We start from the raw sequence: 19,413 nt of genomic DNA on the forward strand, positions 1-19,413 counted from the left end.
CATATTTTAGTTTTTAAAGTAAAAATCTCGATAACAAGTACAACGAACTTCATGCCCAGGTGAAACTTCGTGTAAAATTGGTTCTTCTTCATGAGATGTAGCATCAATCCAAGGAATTCTTGGTGCAAATCGACAACCATCTGTCATCATCTTATCTAATGAAGGAACAGTCCCTTCGATAACATGCAATTCTTCATCATCCACATCAGTTTGCGGCATTGATTCAAGTAGTGAACGGGTATATGGATGTAAAGGATTCGTGAATAGTTCATCAACAGGTGCTACCTCAACAATTTGTCCAGCATACATAACCGCAACTCTATCAGCCGTTTCTGATACAACACCTAAATCATGCGTAATTAAAATAATTCCGGCACTTGTTTCATCTTGAATATCTTTTAACAAATCTAAGATTTGGGCTTGAATTGTTACGTCTAAAGCTGTGGTTGGTTCATCTGCTAACAGAATTGAAGGCTTATCAGCAATCGCAATCGCAATAATAACTCTTTGACGCATACCACCGGAAAGCTCGTGTGGGTATTGACGACTAATTCTTACAGGATCTGGGATTCCCACTTGATCAAGTAGCTCTAAAACACGTGTTTTTCGTTCTTTTTCATTTAATTTTGTGTGATAGTACAAAGTTTCTTCAATTTGCGCACCAATACGCATTAGTGGATTTAGTGCAGCTAATGGATCCTGAAAAATCATACCAATTTCTTTTCCCCGAATTCGGTTAAATAGTGATTCATTTAATCCAACGAGATTTAACTCATTAAATAAAATATCTCCTCTAACTCTTGTGTTCTTTTGGTCATAAAGCCCAATAATACTAGAAGCTAGTGTACTTTTTCCTGACCCTGATTCTCCAACAATTGCTAGAATTTCATTCTTCCTCAATGTTAAAGAGACATCATCAACCGCATCATAAAATTTTCCTTTTAATCGAAAACCTGTATGCAAGTGTTGAATATCTAAAAGCAAATCGCTTGGTTTTTCCAATGAAATTCCTCCAGTTCAATTTAAAAAATCTTAATTTATTAGAGATTTATTAAATATTTAATTATTGGATTAATTATATCATGAAAAATTAATTTTTCAACGTAAAAAAACAGTAGCTTAATTATTAAGCTACTGTTTTTTATAAATTGTTGTAAACGTAGTCAACAGCTTGTTGAACAGTTGTTAGTTTTTCAGCTTCCTCATCTGGAATTTCTGAACTAAATGTATCTTCCATTTCAAGAACAAATTCAACAAAGTCGATTGAATCTGCATCTAAATCTGTCTTAAAATTTAATTCTGGACCAATTTTATCTTTGTTGACTTCAAAGCGATCAGCAATCAAATCAGCAATTTTATCAAAAATTTCTTCTTTATTCAAAATTAGGTACCTCCAATAAAATGATTACCCAACAATTCTAGTTCAATCAGTTCCAAATGTCTACTATAATTATTAACTATTTTTTATCAAATGCTTGTTTTACTTGTTGAACTAAATCTTGTTTCAACATTTCATCGACTTGATGGAAAGCATAATAGATTGAGCGACCGTCTCCTCGACCGTGAACCTTGATAACTGGCGCCTTAGCACCCATTAGTACAGCACCACCATAAATTGCCATATCAAATTGTTTGCTGATTTCTTTAAAAGCAGGTTTTGCTAACCCAGCTCCCACTTTTACTTTTAACCCATTATTAAGTAGGTTTTCTTTTAATACTCCCATAATAGTTGAAGCTGTTCCTTCAAGTGTTTTCAACATTACATTACCAGAAAAGCCATCTGCGACAAGTACGTCTGCTTTTCCTTGAAGAACTTCGTTTCCTTCAATATTACCGATAAAATTAATATTAGGTCGATCACTCAATAATTGATACACTTCTTGATGCAATTCATCACCTTTATCAAACTCACTCCCATTATTTAGCAAAGCAACTCGTGGATTTTCAACATGACGAATAGATTGTGAATAAAAACTTCCCATCTCTGCCCATTGAACCATATGTTTAGACTTGCAAGATGCATTGGCACCAGCATCTAATAACGTTAAGCCTTTATCTGAGTTTTCAACAGGAAGTACAGGCATCAATGCAGGTCTTTCAATTCCCTTAATACGACCAACAATAAAAATGCCTGAAGCAAGTAGTGCACCTGTATTTCCTAGTGAAAGTAACGCATCATTTTCACCATTTTTCACAGATTTAGCGGCCAATACCATTGAAGCATCTTTTTTTTGACGAATTGACTTAACTGGTTCATCTTCACCTAATATTTCCTCAGTAGTATGCACAATTTCAATTTGCTTCATGTTTTCAGGTAAATGTGCTTTCATTTGATCTTCGTTTCCATAAAGTACAAAAGTAAAATCTGATAGTTCTTCTCTAGCCATTAAAACACCATCAATAACAGCTTTTGGCCCTTGGTCGCCACCCATAACATCTACTGCAATTCTTTTCATTAATTTGTCTCCTTAATCTTTCGTTTTTGATTTTAAATAATTTAATAGTTGTTTTAAATTTTGGTTTTCAGGTGTTCGAGTCAATAAAGGATCATGTGTCAGGACTTCTTGGGCGGAATTTTTAGCCTCTACTAGTATTTGATAGTCTTTTAAAATATCGCCAACTTGAAATTGTGGTACACCAGATTGTTTATGACCAAACAAATCACCTTGTCCTCGGAGCTTTAAATCTTCTTCAGCTAGAACAAAACCATCTGTTGTGTGTTCAATAATAGCCATCCGTTTTTTACCTGTTTCACTTTTTGGCTCTGAAACAAACAAACAATAAGCTTGCGTTTGACCGCGACCAACACGTCCTCTAAGTTGATGCAATTGCGATAACCCAAAATAATCAGCATTAAAAATGACCATCATATTCGCATTTTTGACATCTACACCAACTTCAATGACTGTAGTTGAAACTAAGATATCAATTTTGTGTTGTTCAAATGCCATCATGACCTGCTGCTTTTGATCTGCACTCATCTTTCCGTGCAAAAGACCAACGGAATAATCAGGAAAATGTTGCAACATTTTTTGATATAATGCTTCAACATTCTCTAAATTAAGCTGTTCAGAATCCTCTATTAAAGGTGAAACGACATAAATTTGAAACTTTTCTTTTAATTGTTGTAACATTCTTTGATAGATTATCGTAGCTTGTTTAGGGCTAACCCACTGACTGACAATTGTTTGTCGTCCCCGAGGCAATTCATCAATAGTTGAGATATCCAAATTGCCATAAGCTGTCATTGCTAGGGTTCTTGGAATAGGTGTTGCTGTCATAGATAACAAATCAACTGCGTCACCTTTATCAATTAATTTTTGCCTTTGATTAACACCGAAGCGATGCTGCTCATCGACAATGACCAACCCTAACCTTTTAAACTCAACGTTTTTTTGAATCAAAGCATGTGTCCCGACAACAAAGTTAGTTTTTCCCGTTGCTAAATCATGATAAATAGCTTGTTTTTGTTTGATAGTCAATGAACCCGTTAATAACGCGATGCTAACACCAAAAGGGCTTAATAGTTCCTGTAATTTAGCAAAATGCTGCTGTGCTAATATTTCTGTTGGTGCCATCAAGGCAACTTGATACCCTGCTGTTATCGCACCAAACGCACTAATTGCGGCTACAATCGTCTTTCCAGAACCAACATCTCCTTGAAGCAGACGATGCATAACTTTAGGTTGTGCCATATCAGCCAGTACCTCATTAACAACTCGCTTTTGAGCGTTTGATAGTTCAAAAGGGAGTGCTTTTATAAAACTATCTACAGGTATGCGATGATACTGCCTGACAATACCAACTTCTTGATAAGACTCTTGATAGATAATCTCTTGTAATTGCATCTGAAACAAAAAGAATTCCCGAAAAGCAGCACTTCGTCTAGCTAGTTGCTGTTGTTGTTTTGTTTTTGGAAAATGCATGAATCTAATTAATTGATTATCGTTCAACAATTGATACCGCTGTCTTAAATAAAGTGGTATTGCATCATCAATAATCAATTCACGGTCTTTCAATAAACTCACAATAAACTTTTGATAGCTTTCAAGTGAGAAAACTTTTCTCAATGAATAGCTTGGCATCAAACGATTTAAATAGTTTTGAGGGACTAGTTGTATAGCATTGAGCCTTTGAGCCGGTTTTTGATAAGTTCCGTAAACGGCAATGACTTCACCCTGTTCAATTTTTGATTTCATCCAAGGTTGATTAAAAAAACTGACCATGATGATTTCATGGTCAATTTTTAGTTTGAAAGAAAGAATTGTTCTTTTAAAACCTGCCTTACGAACAATAGGTTGTGTGATAACACGACCTACAAACGTCGCTTTTTGACCATTTTCAATCGCAGATAATTCATACGCATTGTAATCGTCATATTTTCTTGGATAACTATAAAGGACATCATAAACTGTCGATAAGTTTAATTGTTTAAATTTATCGAGTGTTTTAGGTCCAACATTTTTTATCTCTTTTAAGGGGGTTAAAAGCTTTTTCTTCATCATTATTATTCTATTGAGATTAAGTAATCGTATACGGGTTGATCACCTTGGTGGATTTCAACTTCTAAATCTTCATCAATTTCTAAAATACAATCTTCTAGTTGTTGCGCTTCTTCTTCTGAACCATCTTCACCAATAATAATAGTTACAATCTCACTATCTTCATCTAACCCATCTTTAACGGTTTCAAGAATTGTCTCAAATTTATCAGAAGTTGAGTGAACAATTTTACCATCTAAAAGTCCCATATAGTCGTTGTTGTGAATTTCAACACCGTCAATTTCTGTATCACGAATTGCACGAGTAACTTGAATACTTGTGACACCTTCGATTAATTCAGTCATACTTTCAGCATTGTCTTCAAGTGAAGCTTCTGGATCAAATCCAAGCATTGCTGACATTCCTTGAGAAACTGTTTTTGCTGGGACTACTTCAACAGGGATGGATAATACTTCTTTAGCTTGTTTAGCAGCCATCATAATATTACCGTTGTTTGGTAAGATAATCGCTTTTTTCGCTTTTATTTTTTCAACAGCATCAACGATATCTTGTGTACTTGGGTTCATTGTTTGACCACCACTCAAGACATAGCTGACACCTAAACTTTCAAACAATTGACGTAAACCTTCACCAACTGCGATAGCAACAACCGCAAAATCAACAGGTTCTACCTCTGATTTATGAGATTCGTCTACAACATTTTCGTGTTGGATACGCATATTATCTACTTTGATTTTATCTAATTTACCAAATTTATTACCATAAGAGAAAATATGTCCCGGTACTTCTGTATGCACATGAACTTTAACTACTTCATCGTCAGAAACAACTAATAAAGAATCACCTAAGTCATTTAGATATTCTCTAAATTCATCGTATTCGAATTCTTTTTTACCTTCAAAATCGGCAGTTAAATCAATCATCATTTCTGTACAATATCCAAAGTGAATCTCTTGTGTTGAGATTTGTGGTTGAACGCCTTGATGGTGAGCGGCATTAACCATTTCATCCATTTCAGATTTATCGGGTTGGTATAAATCTGAAACGTTTTCACCTGTTAGTGCTTCTAAAAAGCCTTGGTAAACAAACAGCAATCCCTGTCCACCTGAGTCAACAACACCAACTTCTTTTAAAACGGGCAATAATTCTGGTGTTTGTTGAAGTGATTTGTGTGCGCCTTCAACAACTGCTTGCATAACTTCGTTCACGTCCGATGTTTCTGTTGCCTTTTTTTGTCCGGCACGAGCAGCTTGTCGAGCAACTGTTAAAATTGTTCCTTCAACAGGCTTCATAACAGCTTTATAAGCCGTTTCGACACCACCAACAAAAGCATCTGCTAAAGCTTGTGAATCAAGAACTTCTTTGTCTTCAGTCTTTTTGGAGAATCCTCTAAATAACTGTGACAAAATAACACCTGAATTTCCACGTGCTCCCATCAACATTCCTTTAGCTAAAGCTGCAGTTAGTTCACCTACTTGTGAACCATTGCTTTCATTAACAGCTTTTTCCCCACTTTGAACTGTTAGATTCATATTTGTTCCCGTATCTCCGTCAGGTACAGGAAAAACGTTCAATGAATCAACAAATTCTGCGTTTTTATTTAAGCGATAAGTCGCAATACGTACCATATCGCGAAACTTGGCTGAATTAATCTCAGTGACAACCAATACTATAACCTCCAGATATTTGAAAATAAATAAAACTAGCAAAGCTTTGCTTTTAACTAGTCTTCTAGAATTTTGACACCCTGTACAATAACATTGACAGATTTTGCTTGTGTTCCTAAATATTGTTTCAAGTGATACTTGACGCTGTTTTGCACATTACGACTAACTTCTGACATTTTAACGCCATAACCGACAATAATATAAACATCAACTACAATATCACCATTATTTTGTTTAATAACCACACCTTTAGTGTAATTTTCACGGTTTAAAATCTCGTTCATACCATCTTTAAGTTGATTCTTACTTGCCATACCAACAATACCATAGATATCTGTGGCGGCACCACCAACAACAGTTGCAATAACGTTATTAGAAATGTCGATTTGTCCATATTTTGTGTTTATTTTTACAGTCATATCTTCCCTCCATTACCAATAATGAAGCCAAATCATTTACTTTTTCTATTTTATCACAGCGCATACAATTATTAAATTATTTTTGATAAAATTCATATAGTAATTGAATTATTCTATTGGTTGTGATATCTTATATTAGTAATTGAATTATTTTACTGGAAAAGGAGGTTTAGCAAATGGCAAAAGATGTAATTACAGGTCGTAAGACAACATTCGGTAACGCGCGTTCACACGCTTTGAACTCTTCACGTCGCAAGTGGAAGCCAAACCTTCAAAAAGCTCGCATCCTTGTTGATGGAAAGCCACAACGTGTTTGGGTTTCAGCAAGAGCTCTAAAATCCGGTAAAGTTACCCGTGTTTAATTTTTAATTAATACAAACAACAATTAAAAGCCATGTTCTTAATGAACATGGCTTTTTTATTTTGTCTACGTTATACATACATATTAATCTTTGCTATAAATAATGGCGATGATACCTTTATCTAGCTGTACTTGTATTGGATTATCTTCTTCAAATTCATTACTAATAAAAGGTTGAAGTTGTTCAGAAGAAAAGTCTGTTAATGGATACTTTGCTCCCGCAATAGTTAAATGAGAAACACCAGTTAACGGGATGACAGAAAAATAAGTTTGATTCTGATCCTGTTTAGCGTAAAATTGATGTTTCCCTTCACTAATATAAATAACTTCGTTATGATTATCTATCAATCTGATTTTTTCAACATAAGGTAAAACATCTGGTGCTAGTACCATGAATATGTTTGAAAGCAAATGGTCAAGCCGCCCGCCTGTTGCACCATAAATCATGATTAAATCATCAGTTCCCTGCTGTTTTAACAGTTCAACCGCCTTCATCAGTCCAAGCTGACCATCTGTATAATCTTTATGAGTTGAGTAAATCAAACAATTATCAACCTTATTTTTTAATTGATATTTTTGACATTCACTGATTGAATCAAAATCACCAATTGCCATATCAGGAATAATTTCATTGTCCAAAAGCCACTGTGCACCATAATCAACACCAATAACTCTCCCGCCTGTTTGTAAACGATTTTTCAAATCAGTCGGATAATAACCGGAGGGGCCGCCTAAGACAACGTTTATGTTCCCCGACATTTTTTATACCAACCTGCTTAGTCTTTCGTGAAAATTGTTGCCTTTAAATAAGTAAGAACCAGAAACAGCTACAGTGGCACCTGCTTTTTTCACAAGCTCAAAAGTTTGGTCGTTCACACCACCATCAACTTCGATTTCAAAGTCAGTATTTTGAGCGTTTTTAAGTTGAGCTACTTCAGCTACTTTTGACATCATTTCTTTGATAAAGGCTTGTCCACCAAATCCTGGGTTAACTGTCATAATTAAAATCTGATCAACGATTTCAATCAAAGACATAACAACTGATACCGGTGTCGCAGGACTCAGTACAATACCCGCTTTAACACCTGCTTTTTTGATTTGTTGGACTAAATAATAAGCATTCGTGGTGCTTTCAAAATGAAATTCAATCATGTCTGCACCTGCATCAATAAAGTCAGTAATCATTTGTTCTGGATGACTTACCATTAAATGAACTTCTGCTTCCATTTCAGGAAAGTTTTGTTTAATCTCTTTAACATTTTGAGCCGTAAAACCTAGGTTAGGAACAAAATGACCATCCATCACATCAATGTGAAGACCATTAATGCCTGATTCTTTTGCTCTAGCAATTTCTTTATGTAACTCAAGGCTATTCGCACCTAGAATAGAAGGCATAATTCTCATTTTATTTTCTCCTTTTTCTTTGCTTTTTAACATACTCTGGTGTACGACTTCTTTCAATTTCTTCGCGTAGTTCTAAATACATATCATAACGAGATTGTAAAATTTCACCCGTTTCAACCAAGTGTTTTATCTCACAATTAGGCTCATTAAAATGTTGGCATGATCTAAACTGGCAAAGATGTGCTTTACTTCTAAATTCAACAAAGCAATCTCGTAAGTCATCTATCTGAATCATTTGAATATCAATGGATGAAAAACCGGGTGTATCTGCTAAATAACCAGACTCTAGTTCAAATAATTGAACTTGGCGCGTCGTATGTTTACCTCTATTTAAAGTCTGGGAAATTTCAGCAGTTTCTTGTTGAGCATTTGGATTAAGTTGATTGAGTAATGTCGATTTCCCAACACCCGATTGACCTGCTAAAACACTTAAATGTTTAGTTTTAAAGTAAGTTTTTAATACTGATAATGGTTGGTCTGAATAAAAAACAGGATAACCAATATTTTCATAATAGGTTAGTTGCTTCTTTAAATGTGTTACTTCATCATCAGAAAGTAAATCCATTTTAGAAATATAAATAGCAATATCGACATGATGTTCTTCAATGAAGGTTAAAAATCGATCTAGTAGCTTCGGAGAAAATTCTGGTTCCCTGGCAGAAATAAGCAATAAAACATCAGAAATATTGGCTAGTAATGGCCGTTTTAATGAATTTTTTCGTTCATTTATAGACATTAGGTAACCAGTTTTAGTAGCTTCTTCTGGTTGAATTTCAACGTAGTCTCCAACAATAGGTTTTTGTCGCTTATTTCTCAAATTTCCTCTGGCCCTTGTTCGATATTTTCCTTGGTCAGTTACAACGTCATAAAATCCTGAAATAGAGTTAATAATTTGTCCTTTTATCATAAAACCTCGCTAATTTTTCACTGTTTGATTAATAATGGTTTCACCATCTCTAACAATTCTAACAGAGCCGTTAGTATTAGGTGCTAAGTTAAATGTAATTGTATAGTCTTTATCTTGTGTGATTTGTTCATCACGATAAATATTACGTCCACTGTTCAAAGCATCACTAACGTATATTTGAATGTGATTTTGACCATTAACTGCAGTATCTTTTTTGTAATCAATTTCGAAAGATTGGGTAATGATTTTATTGTTATTTGATTGTGAGCTTGAACTAGAACTAGAACTAGATTCATATGATGGTTCCTTGCCTTTGGATATTGTAACGGTAACATTATCATCTTTTTTAACTTCAACTTGTGCGTTAGGGTTTTGACTAATGATTTGACCCTCAGGAGTATTATTAGAATAATCTTGCTTAATTGTTAAATTAATTCCAACTTCATTAGCATAATCGCGTGCGCTCTTTTCCGAATAGCCGCTCAAATCACGTAATTTAATTTTTTGAATACCTGTACTGACAGTTAAAGTAATTGTTGTTTTTGATGCATCCACTTGTTTACCAGAGGGTTCGCTTTGTGCTAGGATTAAATCTTTATCGACTGAATCAGAAGATTGGTCCTTCCTTTGAACTGTAAATCCAGCTTTTTCTAGCACTTCCTTAGCTTGATCATAGTTTTGATTAACTACATTTGGAATAGCAGTTAATCCTGGTCCTGAGGAAATAATCAATCCAATTTTTGTTCCTGATCTCACTTGAGTATTGGCACTGGGCATGCTCCTAATAATCTTGTCTTTTTCAACTGTTGAATTATTTTGCCCGTCTACGGCTCCAACTGCTAACCCCTGCGCTGTCAATTGACTTTGAGCTTCTGATTGGGTTAGATTTTCTAAATTAGGAACCATAATCATAGTTCCATTGGAAGCAAACACCTTAAATACTAAGAAGATGATTAATAAAAATAACGTAATACCTGAACCAATAAACCAAAAAAGATGACGTTTTTTAGGAACTTTGTCCTCTTCTGAACTTTCGGCCCCATGATTTGTCTCTTCACGCTCTGCTTCAGTTAAGTTAGCAACATGACCTGATAAATCTGGGATAACTTTTGTGTCATCAGTTTTCAAAGCATGTGCAGGTTCATACTTAACTTCATCAACTCGATTAGCCGCAAGTGCTGAATCAAGATCTGCCTTCATTTTTGAAACACTTTCATAGCGATCTTCTGGATCTTTAGAAGTCGCTTTTAAAACCACATTCTCAAGTGATTGTGGAATATCTGGGTGCATTTTTCTGATGGATGGAATATTTTCTTGGAAGTGTTTCAAAGCTATTGACACAGCTGTTTCGCCGCCAAAAGGCACATTTCCTGTTATCAATTCATATAAGATAATTCCCAGTGAATAGATATCAGATTGTTTAGTAGCCATTGAGCCCTTAGCTTGTTCGGGTGAAATATAATGAACTGATCCCAACAAACTATTAGTTTGCGTCACCGCATTTTTACCTAATGAAATGGCGATTCCAAAATCTGCTACTTTAACCACACCTGTTTTGCTAATCAAAATATTTTGAGATTTTAAATCTCTATGGATTACTTCATGTTGATGAGCTAGTTTAATTGCTGACAAAATCTGGTCCATGATGTTGATGACTTTATTCATTGAAATGGGATAATTTTCTTTAATATAATCTTTTAGATTAGAGCCATCTATGTATTCCATAACTAGATACTGCATCCCTTGCGATTCACTAATATCTAAGATGCTCACAATATTAGGATGACTTAGCTCACTAGTGGCTAATGCTTCTCTTTGAAAGCGTCTAACTAATGGTGAATTATTTTGAAATTCTCCGCGCATGACTTTAATTGCAACGTGTCTTTCTAAAATTATGTCTTGTGCAAGATAAACGTCAGCCATTCCACCACGGCCAATAAGCTTGATAATTTTGTATCTTTTGGCTAGTAAATAACCTTTTTCTAACATACAATTACACCTCTTCATTCTTTGTTAACAAGCACACTGTTATGTTATCTTCGCCACCAGCTTCATTAGCTAGTGCAATTAAAACATCACATTTTTCTTGTAAAGTCATATCTTGATTCAAGACCTTTTGAATTTGTGAACGAGTTAACGTGTTTGTTAAACCATCACTACACAATAAAACAATATCAAATTTGTTAGGAATCATTTTGACGTATTCTGGATTAATTGATTGAGAAACGCCTAGTGACTCTGTAATGATATTTTTTTGTGGATGGTTTTTAGCTTGTGAAGGTGTGATTTCACCCTGCTTCAATAATTCGTTTACCAAGGAATGATCTTCCGTCACTTGATATAAAATTTCTTGTTTTAATAAGTAAGCTCTGGAATCACCTAAGTGAGCGAATAAATAAGCATCTTTAAAAGCAATTACTAAAACAATAGTTGTTCCCATACCACGTAAATCTTTGAACTGATTGCTTGCTTCTAATATTGCCTTATTTTCTTTAACTAAAACGGCTTCTAACCAAGATTTTGCTTCGTTGTAACTATGAATAGAAGTTTGCTCAAAACTATAACCAATGTGATTCACAGCCATAGAAGAAGCTACATCACCTCCACGATGCCCACCCATACCATCAGCCACAACTGCGAGAACTAAATCCTCTGGATTAGTGAACACTTTGACATAATCTTGATTTGTTTTTCTAACTAACCCAACATCTGTTTGCCATGCAGTCTGTATCACTTATTTATCTCCTTCACTTTTGACTAAAGAAGCGATAAAGAACCCATCAGTCTGATAGGTGTCTGGAAAAATACGGACAAAGTCATCAGATCTGATTGTTTCGTTATCAGCTTTTAGATAAACCTTTTCTAATGAAAAATCAGGATGTTGCTTCAAAAAAGAGTTAACAACCTGTTCATTTTCTTCATTAGTAATGGTACATGTGCTATAAACCAAACGACCGTTTGGTTTCAAGCTATCACAAACACCATTTAAAATTTCAAGTTGGATTTGGCTGAGCTTTTTAACATCAGAAAGTTCTTTTGTATATTTAACTTCTGGTTTTCTTCTCAACAAACCTAATCCTGAACAAGGTGCATCTACTAGGATTTTATCATAAATTTCTGTTCCAAGTTCTTGACTCACTAATCTAGCATCTAATTGTTTGGTTTCAATTAAATCAGCAACTTGCATACGTGTTGCGTTGTCTTTAATCAAGTTCAACTTATTTTTATGAATATCTAGAGCCGTCACTCTCCCAGATGCTAACTCTTCAGCAATTTGAATAGTTTTACCACCTGGAGCTGCACAAGCATCTAAAACGTTATCATTTGGCTGTATTTTTAGGCTTTGGGCAGCTAGTGTTGCCGAATCATCTTGAATGGTAATTGCTCCTGTTTCAAACAACTCTAGTTGGTTGATTGGACCATATGATAAATGTAATGAATCAGGAGAAAGTTTGGATTCTTCATATTGAATATTTTGTTTATTTAACCATTGGCAAACTTCTGGTTTAGTTGTAACTTTGCGATTAATTCTGATTGTGTTTTGTGGTGGCTGATTAATCGATTGTAAAATACTTTCAGCTTTTCCTTTTCCAAAATGACCAATAAAATAATCAACCAACCATTCGGGAATACTGTACATTGTTGCTAAGTATCTAACACTATTTGATTGACTTGGCTTTTGTTGACCCTGACGGATAACATTTCGTAAGACACCATTAACAACTTTATACAAATTATTTTTAGAATATTGCTTTGCCAATAGGTTGGCCTCATCTAATACCGCATGATTTGGAACACGATCCAAAAAGAATAGTTGATAAATAGACATCATTAGAAGTGGTCTCATCCAAGGCGCTTTTTTATTTTCTTTAAAAATAGCACGAATTTGATAATCTAAATAGATTTGATGTTGTATTGTTCCATAAACTAATTGTGTTACTAAGCTTTTATCGTGACTTGAAAGGTCTGATTTTTTTAGTGCATGATTTAATGCGATATTGGAGTAACTCTTATTTTTGAATACTGAAATCAAGGTTTCTAAGGCAATTCGTCTAGCAGATTTATTCTTCATCACTAACTACTTTTTCTCCAATTTTTAGATTTCGACCATGGCCGTTAAGATAATCGCTGATTTTCATTCGAGGTTTACCCATTGGTTGAATTTCATCGACTTCTAGTACACTATTATCAGCAAAACTTAGACAAAAACGTTTATGGTTATCAACAAGTACACCAGGTTTATAATCTGTTTTTTCATCTAACACATGTGATTGCCACAGTTTTGTTCGCACCCCATTAATATAAAGGAAGGCACCTGGATTCGGATTAAGTGCTCGAATTAAATCATGAGCCTCTTTAGCTGTCAGAATTGAAGATACTTGTGCTTCTTCTTTACTGATTGTAGGTGAAAACGAAACATTATCTGGATTTTGTGGCGTTTTGTCAGTAGGATTTGCAGCGATTTTAGGTAGTGTTTGTAATAGTAAATCACGACCCAAATAACTTAACTTGTCAAAAATCGTAGCTGCGTTGTCTTCGTCAGAAATTTTAATACTTTCTTGACTATACATGTCACCAGCATCCATTTCTTTGACCATTTCCATAATCGTTACACCCGTTTTTTCATCACCGTTTTTCAAGGCATATTGAATAGGTGCCCCACCACGATATTTAGGCAATAACGATCCATGAACGTTAACAGCTGCAATGTTGACAGAATTCAAGAAATTGGTTGGCAAAAACTGACCATAAGCAGCCGTTACAATAAAATCTGCTTGTACTTGGATTAGTTTAGATAACTCGTCACTTTGAGTTAACTTTTCTGGTTGAAAAACAGGTAACCCAGCTTCATTAGCATAAGCCTTTACGGGTGTGGGTGTTAATTGTCTTTTACGACCTAATTTTTTATCTGGTTGAGTTACAACCGCTTTTATTTTATAATCGCCAGACTCATTGAGCCCTTTTAAAATTGGGACACTAAATTGGGGTGTCCCCATAAAAATAATTGTTTTCATTTTTTGTCACCTTCTAATTAAATTGATAAGGATCAACATCTAAATAGATATTGACCTTGTCTTTTTTCGAATCAAAAGCTTGAGTTTTAATTGTATTGAGTACTGAGTACAATTTAGGCTCAACTTTATATTTGATTAAAATTTGATAGTAGTAATGGTCTTTAAGGCGTGTTACTGCCTGAGGTGTTGGTCCTAAAATCAAAGCTTGGTCACTGAGTTCTTTTTTTAGCAGGCTTTTAATTTTAAAGGCCACCATTGCTGCCTTTTGTTCTAATTTACTCGTTACGGTAATTAAATTCAAATAAAAATAAGGCGGATATTGCCCTTGGCGTCTGATTGCCATTTCCTTTTGATAGAATCCTTCATAATTGTGATTCTTAGCTAGTTGAATCGCATAGTGATTAGGATTATAGGTTTGAATCAGGACTTTTCCAGGTAAACTGGCACGTCCTGCACGGCCACTAACTTGCGTCAACAAATCAAACGTTTTCTCAGATGACCTGAAATCTGGAAACGATAGGCCACTATCTGCATTAATGACACCTACTAAGGTTACATTTTCAAAATCTAACCCTTTGGCTATCATTTGAGTGCCCAATAAAACATCAGCTTCATGGTTACCAAAAGCATCCAGAATTTTTTGATGGCCACCTTTTCTTCTGGTTGTATCAACGTCCATTCTTAAAATAGTCGATTCAGGTATTAATTGTTGCAATAATTCTTCAATTTTTTGAGTGCCACTACCAAAGAACTTAATCCGAGTAGACTGACACTCAAGACATCGTTTAGGAATAGATGCTTCGTACCCGCAATAGTGGCATTTCATTTGTTGAGTGTCTTTATGGAGTGTTAAAGAAATATCACAGTGTGGGCACTTTAGTACATAGCCGCAATCGCGACATAGCATAAAATTAGCATATCCTCGCCGATTCAACAACAATATAACTTGTTGTTTTTTAGCAATAGTCTGTTTAATGCCGGTAATTAATTCATCAGATAAATCTAGCTGACTTGAAAAATGAGCCTGTGTCATATCAATTAAGTCAACTTGTGGTAGTGCTAACTGTGTCGGGCGTTTTGTCATCAACAGAAGTTGATAGCGTTTTTTTTGTGCTCGAGCTCTTGATTCTAGTGAAGGTGTGGCACTACCTAAAACTAAAACAGCTTGATGATACTTTGCCCGCCACTTTGCAACCTCACGTGCATGATATTTAGGATTCTCTTCTTGCTTATAAGTACTCTCGTGCTCTTCATCAATAATAATTAATCCTAAATTTTGCAGTGGTGCAAAAATGGCACTTCTTGCCCCCACCACAACGTCAACTTCTTGCCCATTAATCCGACGCCACTCATCATAACGTTCACCATCAGATAACCCACTATGTAAAACTGCCACTTTAGCACCAAAACGTGCAAAAACTTGCCTAACCATTTGAGGTGTCAAAGCAATTTCAGGAACTAACATCAAAGCCTGTTTTTGATTTGTCAGTGCTTTAGCAATTGTTTGTAAATAAACTTCTGTCTTGCCACTTCCTGTAATTCCTTCGAGTAAAAATACCTGCTTTTGTCTTTTAGCTAATGCATGATTAATTGCTTGAACCGCTGTTTCTTGTTCCTGTGTTAACACTTTAGCAGAAGCCTCATTTTGTATCGTCAAGTCAGCAAGTGGGTTCCGATTAATTTGAATCTTTGAGCGTTTTATCCAACCTTTTTTTTCTACTTCTGATAGAAAATTAGTCGATAATTCTGCTTCTTTAACCAACTGTGTCTGTATAATAGGGAACTTTTGTGGATTTTTTATGATGAATTTCAAAAGCTTTTGTTGATTTGTTGCATTGGATCTTATTGAGGCCAATAATTTTTGATAAACCGGCATGCCCAGTCCTAAATCGATTTGAGTTGTCACTTTATCTTTTGCTTTATTTTTAACCTGATAAACAATTTTTGTTTCTTTATTTTTGAGTGATTTTTGAATGAGTTTAATTAACTCATAATCTTTAATCTGGTTAAGCGGTAACTGCTTTGTTTCTTGATTTTGAAATAGTTGCTGATAAGTTGACTCAGAAATAGAGTCAGTTGGTTGCAAAAATCGTTGATAGTTAGCTTTTAAAACATTAGGTAACATCGTTTGAATAACCGAAATACGATAAGTTAGTAGATGACTAGCTAACTGATCTGACAAATGTAGAAGTTCAGAATTTAAAGGAGGAAATTCATCAATCACAGATAGTAAGTTCTTCGATTTTCCTGAAAAACTACTAGTTGATTTGATAGTAACGACGAATCCTTGAATTTTTCGGCGTCCGAATGGGACTTCTACTCTTGAACCGACCTTAACTAAATCAGATAGTTGACTAGGAATTTGATATTGAAATGTTTTATTGGTATCTTGTGTCGCCACGTCAACAATTACGTCAGCAAACTTAGACATGCAAAAACCTCTCTTTACGATTAAAAAACCTCCATCCACATACAAAGATGTTGATGAAGGTTCATCAAAATATAAGCCAATTAGTTATTAACGTGCAACATTAGCCTTATGGTTTGGGTCGATTTCAACGGCACCTTCAGCGATTTCTTCAAGTGCATGACCGACAACTTTTCTTGACTTGTATTCTTCAATAGCTTGAGGTGCGCCATCTTCTAATTCATGTGCACGTTTTGCAGCTAAAACTGCTAATGAATAACGTGAATCAACCTTTGTTAATAGTTTGTCAATTGATGGATATGAAATCATAAATTGTTACTCCTTTTATTTATCTAACATTTGACGGTAATCATCGATTACACGGTCAACTCGAACGTGTTCAGCATCGATGATGGATTTGATTTTTTGCACTGCTAAGTCAACTTCGTCGTTAACTACAGCATAATCGTAACTTTCCATCATCAAAATTTCTTCTTTAGCCTTAGTCATTCTCTTTTGAATGACATCTAAATCGTCAGTACCACGTTTGACGATACGGTTTTTTAATTCAGACAAGTCAGGCGGTGTTAAAAAGATAAAGGCTCCTTCTGGAATTTTATCTCTAACTTGCATTGCACCTTTTACTTCGATTTCAAGTAAAACATCATGCCCTTGTTCTAACATATCATTAACGGGTTTAAGTGGTGTCCCATAGTAGTTATCAACGTACTGTGCGTATTCCAACATTTCCCCATTTTCAATGGCTGCTTCAAAAGAAGCCTTATCACTGAAATAGTAATCTATACCATCAACTTCACCTTCACGAGGATTTCTAGTTGTCATTGAAACTGAATATTTAAAGTCAAAAGCATGGCTTTCAACAAGTGCTTGTCTGACTGTCCCTTTACCCACACCAGAGGGGCCGGATAGGACAATTAATAAACCTTTACTTGGCATCGTTTTATCTTCCCAACATTTTTAAAGTATTACTATAATAATGCAATAATTCCAAACATTTTTCAAGCCTTAAGATATAAATAGCCTCTATTGCGTTAAACCAAGTAGCTCCTTAGCATTTTCTAAAGCTGGATTGGTAACTGAATCACCCGCAATCATCTTGGCAATAGCTTCAATTGAATCGTCTAAATTAAGTTTATTAATCACTGTTTTTGTTCGATTATCGAGAACTTGTTTTTCAATCAAATAGCGATAATCCGATAATGAGGCGATTTGTGGCGAGTGCGTAATAACTAAAACCTGTTGATTTTGGGCAATTTGCCTCATTTTTTGACCAATGGCGGTCGCTACTCTGCCAGAAACTCCCGTATCAATTTCATCGAAAATAACGGTAGAAACCTGATCAGCTCGTGAAAAAATAGTTTTCAAGGCTAAAATCACACGCGACTGTTCTCCACCAGAAGCTACTTTGTGTAAGGGCTGCAGGTTTTCGCCAGTATTAGATGAAATATAAAACATCGCATTATCCTGACCATTTTTATCAAACTCTTTATTTAACCGAAATCTAATCTCAAATTGGGCTTTATCCATATACAAATCTTTTAACTGCTGCTTAACTTCTTGCTCTAAAAGTTTAGCTTGTTTACTTCTAATATCTGTCAGTTGGGCAGCATACTTTTTAACATCTCTTAAAACGCTTTCACGTTGTTGTTTGATGGCTTCAATATCATCTTGACTGAAAAATAATTCATCTAATTGTTTTTGAGCGCTGTCTCTAAAAGAGAGTACGTCTTTTAATGTGGGGCCATATTTTTTTTGCAACGTTACTAATTGCGTTACACGATCAGAAATATATTGATAATGATCCTCATCAAAGTCAAAGTTATCAGAAATCGTATGCAGTTGATGATTGGCATCATCAATCGAGTAATAAGCATCGTTAACAGTTTGTGCTAAATTTTTGAACTCCGTTCCGTAAACAGTTAGATTATCTGACTCAGCTTTAACAGCATTCATCATTGATGCTAAACCTTGGTCATCTGATTCAAAATAAGCTAATAATTGATAGATTTTGTCACTAATAGACTGGAAATTTGATAACCTTTCAAGTTCCTCTTCAAGTTTTTGGTCCGTTTCAAAATTAATTTCAACTTCATCTATTTCATTTATTTGAAAATTTAAAATATCAACTTGTTGAGCAACTTGTTGAGCATTATCCGTGATTTTTTCTAATTTACGAGATAAGTTTTGATAAGTTTCAAATGCTTCAGTATAATTTTTTTTAACTTTGTTTAGTTTTTCTTTAGCATAATCATCTAACAACGAGAGATGAGCCATTTGATTCATTAAAATTTGTTGGTCGTGCTGGCCATGAATATTTACTAAGAATGGACTTAATTGCTTCAGTAAACTCACTGTTGTCAGTTCTCCATTTACACGTATAATATTGCGCCCTTTTTGAGAAAGTCGTCTTTGAATAACTAATTGGCTATCATCTAGCTCAATATTATAATTATCTAGTAAATGTTGAATCTTATCATGATTGCGATCAAGTTCAAATAATCCCGTGATTACCGCTTCACTAGCCTGACTGCGAACCATTTCAGACGAAGCGCGTTGACCAAGTAGTAGTGATAATGCATCAATAATGATTGACTTACCCGCACCGGTTTCACCAATTAAAGTTGACATTTTATTATTAAACGTCATTTGAATTTCTTCAATAATCGCAAAATTTTTAATATCTAATTGACTTAACATAGCATCCCCATTT

18 protein-coding genes are annotated in these 19,413 nt (G+C 34.9%); 1 reads left to right on the forward strand and 17 read right to left on the reverse strand.

The window, feature by feature from the left end:
• Window positions 1-6: 6 nt before the first annotated feature.
• The 6 genes from FC86_RS05900 to FC86_RS05925 all read right to left on the reverse strand — a co-directional run bounded on the left by FC86_RS05900 (window position 7) and on the right by FC86_RS05925 (window position 6,588).
• Complete coding sequence (locus FC86_RS05900) at window positions 7-1,002, reverse strand: ABC transporter ATP-binding protein (RefSeq protein ID WP_056975143.1); 996 nt, start codon at window positions 1,000-1,002, stop codon at window positions 7-9.
• A gap of 139 nt (window positions 1,003-1,141) precedes the next feature.
• Window positions 1,142-1,381, reverse strand: a complete 240-nt coding sequence (gene acpP / locus FC86_RS05905) for an acyl carrier protein (RefSeq protein ID WP_056975144.1) — start codon at window positions 1,379-1,381, stop codon at window positions 1,142-1,144.
• 76 nt (window positions 1,382-1,457) lie between these two features.
• On the reverse strand, window positions 1,458-2,456 hold the full coding sequence (gene plsX, locus FC86_RS05910) for a phosphate acyltransferase PlsX (protein ID WP_056975145.1): 999 nt from the start codon (window positions 2,454-2,456) through the stop codon (window positions 1,458-1,460).
• 12 nt (window positions 2,457-2,468) lie between these two features.
• Window positions 2,469-4,502, reverse strand: a complete 2,034-nt coding sequence (gene recG / locus FC86_RS05915; RefSeq protein ID WP_056975255.1) for an ATP-dependent DNA helicase RecG — start codon at window positions 4,500-4,502, stop codon at window positions 2,469-2,471.
• A 5-nt stretch (window positions 4,503-4,507) separates the two neighbouring features.
• Window positions 4,508-6,169 (reverse strand): DAK2 domain-containing protein, encoded by a 1,662-nt coding sequence (locus FC86_RS05920; RefSeq protein ID WP_056975146.1) that lies wholly within the window; start codon window positions 6,167-6,169, stop codon window positions 4,508-4,510.
• Between the two features lie 56 nt (window positions 6,170-6,225).
• On the reverse strand, window positions 6,226-6,588 hold the full coding sequence (locus FC86_RS05925) for an Asp23/Gls24 family envelope stress response protein (protein ID WP_056975147.1): 363 nt from the start codon (window positions 6,586-6,588) through the stop codon (window positions 6,226-6,228).
• A gap of 176 nt (window positions 6,589-6,764) precedes the next feature.
• On the opposite strand from FC86_RS05925, the gene rpmB reads away from it, so the two are divergent.
• A complete protein-coding gene (gene rpmB, locus FC86_RS05930) occupies window positions 6,765-6,950 on the forward strand; it encodes a 50S ribosomal protein L28 (RefSeq protein WP_056975148.1) in 186 nt (61 codons plus the stop codon).
• Between the two features lie 83 nt (window positions 6,951-7,033).
• On the opposite strand, the gene FC86_RS05935 is transcribed toward rpmB, so the two are convergent.
• From FC86_RS05935 to recN, 11 genes are all read right to left on the reverse strand, one after another.
• A complete protein-coding gene (locus FC86_RS05935) occupies window positions 7,034-7,708 on the reverse strand; it encodes a thiamine diphosphokinase (protein ID WP_056975149.1) in 675 nt (224 codons plus the stop codon).
• Window positions 7,709-7,711: 3 nt separating this feature from the next.
• Window positions 7,712-8,353, reverse strand: a complete 642-nt coding sequence (gene rpe / locus FC86_RS05940) for a ribulose-phosphate 3-epimerase (RefSeq protein WP_056975256.1) — start codon at window positions 8,351-8,353, stop codon at window positions 7,712-7,714.
• Window position 8,354: 1 nt separating this feature from the next.
• Complete coding sequence (rsgA, locus tag FC86_RS05945) at window positions 8,355-9,260, reverse strand: ribosome small subunit-dependent GTPase A (protein WP_056975150.1); 906 nt, start codon at window positions 9,258-9,260, stop codon at window positions 8,355-8,357.
• Between the two features lie 9 nt (window positions 9,261-9,269).
• On the reverse strand, window positions 9,270-11,249 hold the full coding sequence (gene pknB, locus FC86_RS05950; RefSeq protein ID WP_056975151.1) for a Stk1 family PASTA domain-containing Ser/Thr kinase: 1,980 nt from the start codon (window positions 11,247-11,249) through the stop codon (window positions 9,270-9,272).
• Between the two features lie 4 nt (window positions 11,250-11,253).
• Window positions 11,254-11,994 (reverse strand): Stp1/IreP family PP2C-type Ser/Thr phosphatase, encoded by a 741-nt coding sequence (locus FC86_RS06655; protein WP_056975152.1) that lies wholly within the window; start codon window positions 11,992-11,994, stop codon window positions 11,254-11,256.
• The gene (gene rsmB / locus FC86_RS06660; protein WP_056975153.1) at window positions 11,995-13,332 is read right to left on the reverse strand and encodes a 16S rRNA (cytosine(967)-C(5))-methyltransferase RsmB; all 1,338 of its coding nucleotides are present in this window, start codon (window positions 13,330-13,332) and stop codon (window positions 11,995-11,997) included.
• On the reverse strand, window positions 13,322-14,275 hold the full coding sequence (gene fmt / locus FC86_RS05965) for a methionyl-tRNA formyltransferase (protein WP_056975154.1): 954 nt from the start codon (window positions 14,273-14,275) through the stop codon (window positions 13,322-13,324). Before fmt ends, rsmB begins: the two co-directional genes overlap by 11 nt.
• A 13-nt stretch (window positions 14,276-14,288) precedes the next feature.
• Window positions 14,289-16,706 (reverse strand): primosomal protein N', encoded by a 2,418-nt coding sequence (gene priA, locus FC86_RS05970; protein ID WP_056975155.1) that lies wholly within the window; start codon window positions 16,704-16,706, stop codon window positions 14,289-14,291.
• Between the two features lie 87 nt (window positions 16,707-16,793).
• Complete coding sequence (rpoZ, locus tag FC86_RS05975; protein ID WP_056975156.1) at window positions 16,794-17,012, reverse strand: DNA-directed RNA polymerase subunit omega; 219 nt, start codon at window positions 17,010-17,012, stop codon at window positions 16,794-16,796.
• A gap of 15 nt (window positions 17,013-17,027) precedes the next feature.
• Window positions 17,028-17,639, reverse strand: a complete 612-nt coding sequence (gene gmk, locus FC86_RS05980; RefSeq protein ID WP_056975157.1) for a guanylate kinase — start codon at window positions 17,637-17,639, stop codon at window positions 17,028-17,030.
• A gap of 87 nt (window positions 17,640-17,726) precedes the next feature.
• Window positions 17,727-19,400: a DNA repair protein RecN gene (gene recN, locus FC86_RS05985; RefSeq protein WP_056975158.1), complete on the reverse strand. Its 1,674-nt coding sequence runs from the start codon at window positions 19,398-19,400 to the stop codon at window positions 17,727-17,729.
• Window positions 19,401-19,413: the final 13 nt, after the last annotated feature.

Source organism: Holzapfeliella floricola DSM 23037 = JCM 16512, assembly GCF_001436605.1.
In the GTDB taxonomy this organism is placed as follows: Bacteria; Bacillota; Bacilli; order Lactobacillales; family Lactobacillaceae; genus Holzapfeliella; species Holzapfeliella floricola.